Origin of the sequence: Reyranella sp., from assembly GCF_965249915.1 — a bacterium.
Classification (GTDB): Bacteria; Pseudomonadota; Alphaproteobacteria; order Reyranellales; family Reyranellaceae; genus Reyranella.
Genome location: NZ_OZ252257.1, coordinates 182,323 through 194,273, shown reverse-complemented (window position 1 = coordinate 194,273; position 11,951 = coordinate 182,323). Strand labels below are relative to the sequence as shown.

Annotated in this window: 14 protein-coding genes; 3 read left to right on the top strand and 11 right to left on the bottom strand. The window is 67.6% G+C overall.

The features are described from left to right. Positions 1-6: 6 nt before the first annotated feature. From ACP15H_RS00920 to ACP15H_RS00875, 10 genes are all read right to left on the bottom strand, one after another. Positions 7-486 (bottom strand): Hsp20/alpha crystallin family protein, encoded by a 480-nt coding sequence (locus ACP15H_RS00920; RefSeq protein WP_425064350.1) that lies wholly within the window; start codon positions 484-486, stop codon positions 7-9. A 99-nt stretch (positions 487-585) separates the two neighbouring features. Then, positions 586-1,116 (bottom strand): hypothetical protein, encoded by a 531-nt coding sequence (locus ACP15H_RS00915; protein WP_425064349.1) that lies wholly within the window; start codon positions 1,114-1,116, stop codon positions 586-588. A gap of 70 nt (positions 1,117-1,186) precedes the next feature. Next, positions 1,187-1,951 (bottom strand): L,D-transpeptidase family protein, encoded by a 765-nt coding sequence (locus ACP15H_RS00910; RefSeq protein ID WP_425064348.1) that lies wholly within the window; start codon positions 1,949-1,951, stop codon positions 1,187-1,189. Beyond that, a complete protein-coding gene (locus ACP15H_RS00905; protein ID WP_425064347.1) occupies positions 1,951-2,169 on the bottom strand; it encodes a hypothetical protein in 219 nt (72 codons plus the stop codon). The genes ACP15H_RS00910 and ACP15H_RS00905 overlap by 1 nt, the downstream gene beginning before the upstream one ends. Before the next feature lie 55 nt (positions 2,170-2,224). Then, on the bottom strand, positions 2,225-4,732 hold the full coding sequence (locus ACP15H_RS00900; protein WP_425064346.1) for a cation-translocating P-type ATPase: 2,508 nt from the start codon (positions 4,730-4,732) through the stop codon (positions 2,225-2,227). 21 nt (positions 4,733-4,753) lie between these two features. After that, on the bottom strand, positions 4,754-5,860 hold the full coding sequence (locus ACP15H_RS00895) for an SbmA/BacA-like family transporter (protein ID WP_425064345.1): 1,107 nt from the start codon (positions 5,858-5,860) through the stop codon (positions 4,754-4,756). Next, entirely contained in the window at positions 5,860-6,804 is a 945-nt protein-coding gene (glk, locus tag ACP15H_RS00890) for a glucokinase (RefSeq protein ID WP_425064344.1), read from the bottom strand. Before glk ends, ACP15H_RS00895 begins: the two co-directional genes overlap by 1 nt. Continuing rightward, entirely contained in the window at positions 6,801-8,186 is a 1,386-nt protein-coding gene (locus ACP15H_RS00885; protein WP_425064343.1) for a GH1 family beta-glucosidase, read from the bottom strand. Before ACP15H_RS00885 ends, glk begins: the two co-directional genes overlap by 4 nt. Positions 8,187-8,200: 14 nt before the next feature. After that, on the bottom strand, positions 8,201-9,274 hold the full coding sequence (locus tag ACP15H_RS00880; protein ID WP_425064342.1) for a zinc-binding dehydrogenase: 1,074 nt from the start codon (positions 9,272-9,274) through the stop codon (positions 8,201-8,203). 165 nt (positions 9,275-9,439) lie between these two features. Next, positions 9,440-9,970: a DUF308 domain-containing protein gene (locus ACP15H_RS00875; RefSeq protein ID WP_425064341.1), complete on the bottom strand. Its 531-nt coding sequence runs from the start codon at positions 9,968-9,970 to the stop codon at positions 9,440-9,442. A gap of 229 nt (positions 9,971-10,199) precedes the next feature. On the opposite strand from ACP15H_RS00875, the gene ACP15H_RS00870 reads away from it, so the two are divergent. From ACP15H_RS00870 to ACP15H_RS00860, 3 genes are all read left to right on the top strand, one after another. Next, positions 10,200-10,874 (top strand): CBS domain-containing protein, encoded by a 675-nt coding sequence (locus tag ACP15H_RS00870; protein ID WP_425064340.1) that lies wholly within the window; start codon positions 10,200-10,202, stop codon positions 10,872-10,874. A 77-nt stretch (positions 10,875-10,951) separates the two neighbouring features. Continuing rightward, positions 10,952-11,161 carry a hypothetical protein gene (locus tag ACP15H_RS00865; RefSeq protein ID WP_425064339.1) on the top strand — a complete coding sequence of 70 codons (210 nt, stop codon included), beginning with the start codon at positions 10,952-10,954 and terminating at the stop codon, positions 11,159-11,161. A 20-nt stretch (positions 11,162-11,181) separates the two neighbouring features. Further along, positions 11,182-11,478, top strand: a complete 297-nt coding sequence (locus ACP15H_RS00860) for a c-type cytochrome (RefSeq protein ID WP_425064338.1) — start codon at positions 11,182-11,184, stop codon at positions 11,476-11,478. Positions 11,479-11,505: 27 nt separating this feature from the next. On the opposite strand, the gene ACP15H_RS00855 is transcribed toward ACP15H_RS00860, so the two are convergent. Beyond that, positions 11,506-11,865 carry a hypothetical protein gene (locus ACP15H_RS00855; protein ID WP_425064337.1) on the bottom strand — a complete coding sequence of 120 codons (360 nt, stop codon included), beginning with the start codon at positions 11,863-11,865 and terminating at the stop codon, positions 11,506-11,508. Positions 11,866-11,951 lie beyond the last annotated feature (86 nt).

The following is an 11,951-nucleotide window of genomic DNA, read 5'->3' as shown; positions in this document are numbered from 1 at the left end:
GGCGGCTCAGGCGCCCTTGATGGCTACCTGCTTGACCTGGGCCGGCGGATTGGCCGTCTTGGCGATTTCCAGCTCCAGAACGCCCTTGGTGAACTTAGCGGAGATTCCGTCGCGGTCGGCATCCGCCGGCAGCGTGAAGGCGCGCGTGAAGGAGCCATAGCTGCGCTCCGTGTAGTGCATCTTGTCGTCGGTCTGCTCGACCTTCTTCTCGCCGGAGATGGTGAGGACGTCGCCCTCGATCTGGACCTTGACGTCCTTCTCGTCGAGGCCGGGCAGCTCGATCGTAACGTTATAGGCCTTCCCGTTTTCCTTCACCTCGACCTTGGGGACGTGATCGAAGGCCCTCAGCGCCTTGGGCGCCGTGCTGGGGACCATCTCGGGCCAGCCGAACGGCCAGCCGCGCATCATGCGGTTGAAGACCTGGTCCAAATCACCGCCGAACGGCAGTGCGCTACGTGGCGTCGTCAGAGATTTTGCATCGCTCATAGGAACCTCCTTCCCGGCTTGCTGGGGTTGCAGGCCCATCCTAAGGAACCGGCAACCGCCGGCCCTTGATGGAGATCAAATCACATTCCGTCCGGTGGCCTAAACGGCGAGGACCGTCACCTTCATGCCGGCGAGCTTGCGATAGAGCCTTCCATGGTGGCGCACCGGCCACCAGTCGTAGAGGAAGAGCTGCAGCGGTCGCCACATCGCCACCCAACCGAGGATCAGCAACCCCTCCTGGAAGACCTGCTGGAAGGGCGGCGGCGCAATCGAGCCGGCAAGCTGGCGAAGCAGGATACAGACCGCGAGGAAGGCCAGCCCCATCGCGAGCGCGAAGCGGCCCTCTCGCAGCTGGAACCGGATACGCCTCGTGGTCGCCACCGCACGGTAGGAGAAATAGTTGTGAATCGCCTCCGCAATGTTCGATTGTCGCGCCTGATCGAGCTGCTCGCGTGGCACGCGGATGACGAGTTCGAGAGGGCTCTGGACCGGAAACTCGTCGGCCCAGCCCACAATGAACTCTTCGGCTTCGCGGTCGAGATCCCGTTCGTGAAAGGGAGATGGGTCGAGAGAGTTGAAGAGCTGCCGGATGTCGGTGATCCGGATGTCGATGATCCCTGGTTCGGGCATGGCTTCCTCCGCGGCATCAGCCGGCCGGCGATCGATCATGTTGCGCAACGATCCCAGACAAGCGCGCAGGCTAGAGCGGGCCCCGGCACTCTTCCGAAGGTCGCTCGCTCGGCGCGGCCGCGGCCGCGGACTGCTGCCTGTAGATGTCCGGATAGTCGACGAGGCGACCGTCGTCATCGGGAAAGCGCGTGCGATACACGATGGCTACGGGAATGTTCGCCGTCAGGAGCTCCCGGTGAGTGCCGCCGCGCGCGATCGACCGGTCGATGTCGGCCTCGCTGACGTCGAGCGCCCAGGCGGCAAGGGCGCGGGCCTTCTCGACGCGCACACACCCGTGGCTGAAGGCGCGGACCGAACGGTCGAAGAATCTCCGGTCGTTGGTGTCGTGGAGGAAGATCAGCTGATCGTTGTCGAGCTCGAACAGGATCCGGCCGAGCGGATTTTGTGGTCCAGGCGGCATGTGACGCGCCCCTTCGAAGCGCATCATGGCGGGCGTCGGTGTCCAGGACGGGTTGAAGGTGACCGCCTCGATCGCCGTCGACAGCTCGGGTGTCGGGGTCGCCGGTCGGCCGACGACGACGCGGCTGCGCAGGATGGACTTCCCATCCTCGAGCGCGACGAGCTCGAACGACGGAATGTTGACGACGACGAGCTTGCCGCGCGACGGCACCGCGATACCAATCCCCTGCAGCGCCGCCGCTAGAGGCGAGACCGACGGGCTTGGCGGGACCGGCAGGTCGGGAGGAGCGGGGTTCGGGGCGGTGGCGCAGCCTGCGATCGTGAGAAGCAGGACGAGGGCGGCCCGCGACCACGCGCGTGCAAGGGAAGAACGCATCAGCCGCCCGAGAGGAGTTCGCTGGTGAGGCCGCCAAGCGTCCAGCACCCCTGGCGATCATGTCCGTAGGCATCGGCGTAGACAGCCCAGGTTTCATTGAGCGCCTCGCGACGGAGGTCCGGCGCTTGCCGCGGGCGTTGCTGGCGAACGGCGATCGGCAGAGTGGCATTGCTGGGGCAGAGCATGGCGGTCTCGACCGGAATGGGGGTGCAGCTCATCGACCGTGGTCGCAGCGGCCCCGCAGCGCCTTGACCTATCTCAACGGGACGCGTGTCACGCGCGCAGGCTCTGGCGCCACCATGGCTTCAAGGCTTCCAGGCACAGGATGAGGACCACTGTCGCGATCAGCGAGACACCGAGATCGTCGGCATGCAGCGGGCCGAATTGAAAGAGATCCATCGCCGGCGGCCAGGTGAGCGCCGCGGTCATCACCGAGGCCACCACGGCCAGCAGGAGCCAGAGGAAGAGGTTTGGGCGCCGCAGGGCCACCGACAGTGACGACGAGAAGGAGCGGTTCACGACGATCAGCCCGACATTGATCAGGACGAGCGAGGTGAACATGAGGGCGCGCAGTTCGCCGGTCGGCATGTCGCGGCCGATCCCCACCAGAAGAACGACGGCAAGGGCAACCAGCGCGAGCGCGCCCTGCAACAGGCTGAAGACCATCATCGGCGTCGACAGCAGTTTGCTGTCCGCGGCCCGCGGCGGCCGCTGCATCAGGTCGCGTTCCTCCGCCTCGGCTTCGAAGGCGATCGAGCAGACCGGATCGATCACCATCTCGAGGAAGGCAATGTGGATGGGGCTCAGCATGAAGGGCAGGCCGAACAGCAGCGGCAGCAGCGCCAGGCCGGCGATCGGTATGTGCACCGCCACGATATAGGCGCTCGCCTTCCGGAGATTGTCGTAGATGCGCCGGCCCAGGCGAATGGTCCGCACGATCGAGCCGAAATCGTCGTCGAGCAGAACGATGGCGGAAGCCTCGCGCGCAACGTCCGTGCCACGGCCTCCCATCGCCACGCCGATGTGAGCCGCCCTGAGCGCCGGCGCGTCGTTCACTCCGTCGCCCGTCATCGCCACGATCTCGCCGTCGGCCTTCAGGGCCTGCACGAGGCGCAGCTTCTGCTCAGGCATGATGCGGGCGAACACGTTGGTCGTGCTGACACACTCGCGCAGAGCGGCATCGTCCATGCTCTCGAGAGAACGCCCGTCGACGACCTTGCCGGCATCGAGGCCGGCGCGCGCGGCGATCGCTTGTGCCGTGGCCGGATAGTCGCCGGTGATCATGATCACCCTGATCTGAGCCGAGCGGCATTCACCGATCGCCGCCGGCACGTTGTCGCGCAGCGGGTCGGCGAATCCCACCAGGCCGAGGAATTCGAGATCGAAGCCCAGCTGCGAGTCGGGCAAGGGGCCGTCCGCCAGGCGTGCCTGCGCGACCCCCAGCACCCGCATGCCTTCGCCCGCCATGTCCTCGACCGCGCGGTGCAGCCATGCCTGCCCGGTCGCGTCGAGGCGACTGAGGGCGCCAACCGCCTCGGGCGCGCCCTTCGTCGCCACGACCCGGCTCCCGTCGGCGTCCTGCCAGACATGGCTCATTGCCAGCAGCGTCGGTTGGAGGGCGTAGCGGCGCAGGAGCTTTCCGGCTGCGATGCCGTCGGCCTGGGCGGCCAGGGCCTTTTCCATCGGGTCGGAGGGCTCGGGCGAACTCGCGCGCCGGGCGGCCTCGATCAGGGCCACCGCATCGGCGCCGGGCACACCCTGCCCCACCCGCCACCTCGTCGCGACCGTACGAACCTCCGCCAGGTTCATTCGGTTCTGGGTCATCGTCCCCGTCTTGTCGGAGCACAGGACCGTTGCGGCGCCCAGCATCTCGATCGCGGCGGCGCGGCGCGTCAGGACCCGCACCCGAGACAGGCGCCACGCCCCCATGACCATGAAGGCCGTAAGCACCAGGGGAAACTCCTCCGGCAGGAGAGACATGCCGATGGCAATCCCGCCAAGCACCGCCTGCAGCCAGTCCCCTTGCAAGATGCCGATCAGGAGCACGACGGCCAGGCTGGCGGTGAGCCCAACCGCGGCGAAGATCCGGACGAGACGCCGCGTTTCCGCCTGCAGCCGCGGCGGTTCCGGGGTGATCGCCTTGAGCGACTGTCCGATGCGGCCCAGCTCGCTTTTCGGTCCGGTCGCCCGAACCACCGCAACACCCTCCCCATGCACCGCGAGAGTGCCGGAATAGAGGTAGGGCGTGTTCTCGCCGCCCGGACGCGCCATGGCCGCCGTCATCTCGCCGATGCTCTTGCTGACGGGAACCGATTCGCCGGTGAGCAGCGATTCGTCGACGACGAGGCTGCTCGCGGAAACGACGACCGCGTCGGCGGGAATGCGATCCCCCTCGAGCACCACGATCGTATCACCCCGCGCGACTTCCCGGCCCGGAATGCGCCGCCTCTCTCCGTCCCGAATGACCAGGGCGCGCGGGCTCGCCTGATCGCGCAAGGCCGCCAGCACACGCTCGCTGCGGGTTTCCTGCACGACCGTGATCAGGACGGACAGTGTCGCAAAGGCGAGCAGCACGATCGCCTCGCCGTGATCGCCGAGCACCAGGTAGATCGCCCCGGCGGCCAGCAGCAACGCAAACATCGGCTCCCGGAGCACATCGGCGACGATGCGCAGGATGCTCCGTCCATCGCCCGTGGGAAGTTCGTTGAAGCCCTCGTCCCGCAAGCGCGCCTGCGCGTCGGCTTGCGAGAGACCCGTCCGCCACGACGTTTCCTCTGTCACGGGTTCAGGTGGGGGCAACGATCATCTCCCGGAAGAAGCTTCAGGGCCCGCGCGCCGGCGCGGTTGGCCCAACTGGTCGACCGCCAGCAGCAGGACGCCCACCCGGCTGGCTGACGAGGCCCATTCGGCGAGACGCGGATAGTTGTCGACCAGCCAGTTGAACGCGATCTGAACGGCCGCGAACGCCGCCGCCGCCTGGGTCACCTCACCGAGTGACAGGGAACCGTCGATGTACTTGGGCACCGACAGAATCAGACCGATGATGGGGGCCAGCAGCGTGTTGCCGGACGATACGAGCGTGGTCCGCACATGCTGGCCGCACAGCAACCGCCAGTTCCTGATCACCTCGTCGAGCGCGAAGGTCACAGGCCCCGCCTGCGCACTGCCGCCGGTGGCGTTGCCGGGCGCCGTCCGAAGCCGGGCGACCGCGAACTTCAGCTCCGATTCCGCCTGGTTCTTGCGTTCGATCACATGCGCCATCCTTCGCCCGACCAGCACCATGGCCCCCGTCGTGAGCATGGCGTAGGCGATGCTGGCGAACACCAGGTAACCCGGCAGTTCGAGACCCAGCCGCGCGGGCCCGATGGCGATCGCGCCGCCCACCGTCCACAGGACCACGACAAACGTCACGGCCGTCAGCACAGAGGAAAGCAGGCCGGTCACGAGGTCTATCGGGGCATCGGTGGCGATGCGCGCGTCCTCGGCGATCCGGTATTCCGCGAGCTGTGGTTCGTCGCTTCCGGCCTCGAGGCGCCGGTAGTTGCCGTTCTCCAGCCAGAGCCCGAGCAGGTGCGCGGTGAGCCAGGCGCGCCACCTCCGCTGGAAGGTCATCCGTGCCCAGACTGCGAAGGCGGCGAGGAAAACGCTGCAGGCCGCCAGACCAGGGAGCAGATAGATCTGGTTGCGAATCCCCGTGCCGTTCCGCCTTTCCAGCGCATCGAAGAAGTCGCGGTTCCAGACGTTCAGCCGGTACTGCACCAGAAGCTGCGCCACGACACAGAGGACCAACAGTCCGATCAGGGTCCACGGCACCCACGAGTCCTTGCCTCGACCGAACCCTAGGGCAGTGTGCCAGAAGCGCCTGAGCGGACCCGGGCCGACGGCGGAGACGCCATCGTCGGTCCTCATCAGCCCCTCCGGGCCGCGAGCGCCGCCAGGCCCAGGAAGGTCGGCTCCGGCCGAACGATGACGCCGGCGGGGATCTGGCCGAGATATCCGGCGAAGCGGCCCTTCGCGGCAAAGCGCGTCCGGAACGACGAATTGCGAAGCGCCGGGACGATGTGCGGCGCGATTCCTCCGCCGATCAGCACCCCGCCGCGGGCCGCGAAGGTGAGTGCCAGGTCGCCCGCGAAGGATCCCAGGAATGCACAGAACAACTCGAGCGCGGCATCGTACCGGGGCTCTGTATCGTACAGCGCGCCTCTGACGATCTCCTCCGGAGACGGAGAGCCCGGCTCGTGGCCGTCCCGCATCGCCAGCGCCGCCTCCAGGTTGACCAGTCCGGCCCCCGACAACACGCGCTCGGCGGAGACATGGCCGAAGCGCCGGCGCAGGACTTCCAGGATCGCGGCGTCGGCCGCGTCGTTCGCTGCGAGCGTGGCGTGCCCTGCTTCGCTGGCCACGACCCGCGGAGGCGTGCCGGGCAGGTAGCAGGCGACCCCAAGGCCGGTGCCCGGCGCGATCACCGCCACGGCGTCGCTCATGACGGACCCGCCTTGGCCCACGGCAACAACGTCGTCGGCGTCCAGATGGGGGACCGCCCAGGCCAGGGCCTCGAGATCGTTGACGAGATCGACCGATTGAAGACGCAGCGTTTGCCGGAGGCTTTCGGCATCGAGCGTCCAGGGGGCGTTGGTGAGCTTGCAGCGACCGCCCGAGACGGGCCCGGCCGCGGCAATCACCGCGCGCTTCACGACGGTGCCCTCCGCCTGGCCGTTCAGGAAGTGATGCGCGGCATCGTGCAGGCCCGCGTAGGCGCCGGTACGGAGCGACTCGATGGGCCCCAGCCGCCCGTCCGTTAACAGGGCGAAGCGGGTTCGCGTGCCCCCGACATCGGCAAGCAGACAACTCATGGCACGCCGCCGCGAACCTGCGCCGCGATCGTGGCCTTGTACCAACGGGCCGAAGCCTTGGGGATGCGGCGCTGCGTCGGATAGTCGACTCGGACCAGGCCGAAGCGGTTGGCGTAACCCGCGCCCCATTCGAAATTGTCGAGCAACGACCAGACGAAGTAGCCCCGCACGTCGGCACCCAGCGTGACGGCCTCTTCCAGCGCATCGACGTAGCGCGTCAGATAGTCGATGCGCTCGACATCGTTCACGGCACCGGTTGCATCGCCGGCCTCCTCCGCGCCGGCACCGTTCTCCGTCACGTAGATCGGCAGCCGATATCTGTCGCAATTGTCGAGCAGCGTATCCCTGAAGGCTTCGGGATCGATCTGCCATCCGATCGGCGATCGCGGCACGTCGGCCGGCGCGTCGCTCCAGGCGAAGCCCAAGCGAGACGTGGCGTCGGCCCTGGCGTAGATCGGCGAATAGTGGTTGACGCCGAGCCAGTCGATGGGGCGCCGGATCCGGTCCATGTCGCCCTCCTGCAGGAAAGGTGCGATCCGCTCGGCGAGCAGCTTGGGATAGATACCGCGTATCTGCGGGTCGGCGAAGGCGCGGTTCCAGTAATCGTCCAGCGCGGCGGCCGCCGCGCGGTCCGCCTCCGTCGGCGCCACGGGGCGTACCGGCTGCATGTTGCAGACGGTCCCGAGCGACGCGCCGGGCAGATAGGCGCGCAGCACGTCGATCGCCGCGCCATGCGCCAGGTTCACATGATGGATCGCGGCGTGATGCTGCGCCGCATCGTCGACTGCGGGCGGATGCCAGCCGAACGCATAGCCGAACAGCGTGAAGACGCCCGGTTCGTTGAAGGTGGCGAACCGCTTCACCCGGTCGCCGAGGCGGCTCGCCACGAGGCGGGCATAGTCGGCGAACCAGCTCGCACTGTCGCGATTGGCCCAGCCGCCTCGATCCTGGAGCGCCTGCGGCAGGTCCCAGTGGTAGAGGCAGACCCAGGGCTCGATTCCCGCCGCGAGCAGCCCGTCGACCAGCCGGTCGTAGAAGGCGATTCCGCGCTCGTTCGCGGGCCCCTGCCCGTCCGGCAGCACCCGCGGCCAGGCGACCGAGAAACGATAGGCGCCCACGCCCAGGTCGCGCATCAGGGCGATGTCTTCGGCATAACGATGGTAGTGGTCGCAGGCGACGTCCCCGGTGTCGCCGTTGGCGATCCGGCCGGGCTGGTGGGAAAAGCCGTCCCAGATGCTGGGACCGCGCCCCTCCTCCCGGGCTGCCCCTTCGATCTGATAGGACGATGTCGAGACGCCCCACAGGAAGTCGGGGCGCAACAGGCGCCGGGCCGGCGGCGAAGCCACGATCTCGCCGTCGAAGCCGGGGGGAGGACTGACCATCGGAGGGCTCTGCGTCAGGGGGTGAGGGCGACTTTGAGAACCCCGTCCCGCTGATGCGCGAAAAGGTCGTAGGCCTGCTCGATGTCGGCGAGCTTGAAGCGGTGAGTCACCAGCGCGCCGAGATCGGCCCGCCCCGCGGCGATGACGTTCATCAGCCGCCGCATGCGCTCCTTGCCTCCGGGGCAGAGCGACGTGACGATCTTGTTGTCGCCCAGGCCCGCCGTGAAGGCATCGAGCGGGATGCGCAGGTCCGTCGAATAGACGCCGAGACTCGACAGCGTGCCGCCCGGCCGCAGCACGCGGAGCGCGTTCTCGAAGGTCTGCTGCGTGCCCAGCGCCTCGATTGCGACATCGACACCGCGACCTCCCGTGAGTTCGCGGATCGCCGCCACGGGATCGCCCTTCTTGAAGTCGACGACATGATCGATCCCCAGCTTGCGCGCGACGGCCAGCCGCGCCGGCACCGTGTCGACGCCGATCACCGTGGTGGCGCCCATCAGCCGCGCGCCCAGCGCCGCACAGAGGCCGATCGGCCCCAGCGCGAACACCGCCACGATGTCTCCGATCCGGACGCTGCCGCCCTCGGCGCCCGCGAATCCGGTCGACATGATGTCGGGACACATCAGCACCTGCTCGTCGGTGAGGTTCGACGGGACCGGCGCGAGATTCGTCATCGCGTCCGGCACCAGCACGAACTCCGCCTGGCAGCCGTCGATCGTGTTGCCGAAGCGCCAGCCGCCCGCCGGCTTGAAGCCGTGCCGCGTTCCGGGCCCATCCTGCGAATGTGCGCCGCAGAGGCAGGCGTAGCTGTGCCCGCTCGGCGTGATGGCGCCGGCGATGACGCGCTGGCCTTCCTTGTAGCCTTTGACCTCGGACCCCAGCTTCTCGATGATTCCGACCGGCTCGTGGCCGACGATCAGCCCCTTGGCGACGGGATATTCGCCGCGAAGGATGTGCACGTCGGTGCCGCAGATCGTCGTCGTACTGATCCGCACCAGCGCATCCAGCGGGCCGACATCGGGCACCGGTCGCGACTCGAGGACGATCCGGCCCGGTTCGGCAAACACTGCCGCCATCATCTTTGGCATGGCTTCCTCCGTTGTTCGCGATCACCGTAGGCGCGAGCGACCGGTCGGGAATTGATATGCCTCAAGCCCGCACGATCCCGTTGACCGGGTTCACCAGCCCTCGTCGTCGCACGCCCGCATGTCAGCGCGCTGCTGGCGTGCCGTCATTGACTCGCGTCAGGCCGCTCAGGTCGATCGACCGAGCCAGACTCCTACGCTTGCGAACAGGGTCCCGAGCGCAAGGGCAAACCATCCCGTTACCCAGATCAGCACCTGTTCTCCCGGCTCAGGCCAGAGAGCGAGCGCCAGTCCGAACAGGAGCGCCCCCAGCCCGTCCAGCGCCAGGACCCAGTCACCATCGACCGTCTTGCGCAGCTCGAGCGCGGCCCAGAGCTGCATCGCTCCCGTCGAGATCGCCCAGATGGCAATGATCCCGACCAGGTGCCCGACGAGCAGGTCGAGCGCGAACAGGGCGCTGCCGGCACAGGCGATGCCCGCCAGCCCGATCACACCCAGCCATATGCGTGGCGCGCCGCTGCGCGCGTGGCTCGCGGCGGTCAGGGCCAGGGTACCGTCCACGAGGGAATAGCCTCCCCAGAGGACCGCCAGCCCCGTGACCGTGATCTTCGGCCAGAAAAACACGAGGAAGGCAAAGAGCAGCGCCGCCGCACCGCGCAGCAACAAAAGCGAGCGATGATCGGCAACCGCCGCAAGCACCGGCTCTCCGCTTTCAGTCTCCCCGTCCCTCACAGGCCCACCCGTTGGATTCCCTTCCCGCTCATGGTGCCAGCTAAGGGGCAAAGAGTCCCGCGATGCCGTGATCCAGATCAAGCCCGATCGGCGGCGACCGCTTGATCTGGGACAAGGCGCAGGCACGCCCCGTCGGGTGAACTTCCCTCCAGACTCTCCGCAGAACCCCGAGGTCGCCATGCATGTCCAGCAGATCATGAGCAAGCCCGTCATCACGATCGAGGCCGGCGCCTCCGTCTTCGAGGCCGCCGAGAAACTGCTCACTTCGGGGATCAGCGCCGCGCCCGTCGTCGACACGGACGGCCGGATGATCGGCATCGTCAGCGAGGCCGACCTGATGTTCCGCGCCGAAACCGACACCTCGCCCTCCCGATCGTGGTTTCAACGCCTGCTCGCCGATGATGCGGTGATCGCCCGCGACTATGTTCGCACGCATTCTCGCCGCGTCACCGACGTCATGACGAAGGACGTCGTGACGGTTGGCGAGCATACCGAAGTGAAGGAAGTCGCCGCGCTGATGAAGCGCCACAACATCAAGCGCGTACCGGTCGTTCGCGACGGCAAACTGGTCGGCCTCGTGAGCCGCTCCAACCTCCTGCTGGGGCTCCTGTCGCGTCAGCCGCTCGGCGAAGCGACGGCCAGTGACGAGGAGATCAAGGAGAAAGTGGAAAAGGAAATCGGTCGCATCGGCGCAATCGTCGGTCCGACCACAAACGTCGTCGTCGACAAGGGCGTGGTGCATCTCTGGGGGTACGTGAGATCCGCCGAAACGCGCGATGCCATGCGCGTGGCCGCGGAGAACGTCCCCGGCGTCAAGCGCGTGGAGCATACGCTCGGCCTGATTCCCAATGAGATCAACTTCGCCGCCTGAACGGCACCCCCAGAGGAAGGACCGGCAGAATGGGCTCGGGACGCGCATTGATAACCCTCTGGGCGGTTGGGAGCGCCATGACATGGGTCGGCTGGATGCTGCTCCTCAACCAGTCCTGCATCCGCCAGGCCGACGGCCGCCTGTGGTGCCAGGCGGACAATGCGTGGCTTCCGTTCCTGCGCGGGACGGCGCGGGACCCGTTCGAACTCGCCCTGATGGGACTCGTCCCCTCGGTACTGGTCCTCGTCGTCGGCGTCGCCCTGTTCCGGGCGCTCCGCCGCTCCTAGTTCAGATCATGGAGAACCCGATGAAAAGATCGATTGCCCTGCTGTTGCTCCTGCCTGTTCCCGCCCTGGCCCAGGGTTCCCGCTACGGCGCTGCCCTGGCCGAACGCTGGTGCATGGCCTGCCACGTCGTCGAGCCCGCACCGCGGACCGCCAGCGCGAACGGCATCCCGAGCTTCTCCGCCATCGCGGCCAAGCCCACCACGACGGCCGAGCAGCTCAAAGCCTATCTGTCCACCGGACACACGCGCATGCCCGACTTCTCGCTCAGCAACGGCGAGCGTCAGGCCCTGGTCGATTACATCCTGAGCCTTCGCTGACCCCGCCCGAACACGGGGTGCGGAGGCTCATCCCAGGAGCTGGGTGGTCTGCTGGGCCTCGGGCGTCACGCCGCTCGCGGTCACGCTGGCGAGCAGCCGTGACAGACGGTTGGCTTCCTCGGAATAGTCCTCGACCGCCCGAACGCTCCAGGCGCCGTGCGCCTGCCAGACGCTCGCCGCGTCGCGCGCCGACAGCAGCGTCAGGTACGTAGAGACATTGTCCTTGAGGCGGCGTTCGGCGAACTGCGAGAGTTCGCTCTGCCAGGCGGCGCCGACGGCCGCCCACTCCTCGAAGCAATCGGCGTAAGTGGACAGCGCCGAATTCCAAGCATTGGCCGCCGGCAGTGACTCCACGCTCGGCCGCTTGTCCGTATGCATGTCGTTCATCTCACCCTCCGAATCCGGCCTCGACTATAGGCGCAGATGCAGGGCGCACCGTTGATCTGCATCAACCCCGGCCTGCTTGATGCAGA

Coding starts and splice junctions, on each gene's coding strand:
- ACP15H_RS00895 (WP_425064345.1), bottom strand. CDS start 5,860: ATGAGGACCGACGATGGCGTCTCCGCCGTCGGCCCGGGTCCGCTCAGG.
- ACP15H_RS00905 (WP_425064347.1), bottom strand. CDS start 2,169: ATGAGCTGCACCCCCATTCCGGTCGAGACCGCCATGCTCTGCCCCAGC.
- ACP15H_RS00880 (WP_425064342.1), bottom strand. CDS start 9,274: ATGCCAAAGATGATGGCGGCAGTGTTTGCCGAACCGGGCCGGATCGTC.
- ACP15H_RS00910 (WP_425064348.1), bottom strand. CDS start 1,951: ATGCGTTCTTCCCTTGCACGCGCGTGGTCGCGGGCCGCCCTCGTCCTG.
- ACP15H_RS00860 (WP_425064338.1), top strand. CDS start 11,182: ATGAAAAGATCGATTGCCCTGCTGTTGCTCCTGCCTGTTCCCGCCCTG.
- ACP15H_RS00870 (WP_425064340.1), top strand. CDS start 10,200: ATGAGCAAGCCCGTCATCACGATCGAGGCCGGCGCCTCCGTCTTCGAG.
- ACP15H_RS00915 (WP_425064349.1), bottom strand. CDS start 1,116: ATGCCCGAACCAGGGATCATCGACATCCGGATCACCGACATCCGGCAG.
- ACP15H_RS00865 (WP_425064339.1), top strand. CDS start 10,952: ATGACATGGGTCGGCTGGATGCTGCTCCTCAACCAGTCCTGCATCCGC.
- ACP15H_RS00855 (WP_425064337.1), bottom strand. CDS start 11,865: ATGAACGACATGCATACGGACAAGCGGCCGAGCGTGGAGTCACTGCCG.
- ACP15H_RS00885 (WP_425064343.1), bottom strand. CDS start 8,186: ATGGTCAGTCCTCCCCCCGGCTTCGACGGCGAGATCGTGGCTTCGCCG.
- ACP15H_RS00920 (WP_425064350.1), bottom strand. CDS start 486: ATGAGCGATGCAAAATCTCTGACGACGCCACGTAGCGCACTGCCGTTC.
- glk (WP_425064344.1), bottom strand. CDS start 6,804: ATGAGTTGTCTGCTTGCCGATGTCGGGGGCACGCGAACCCGCTTCGCC.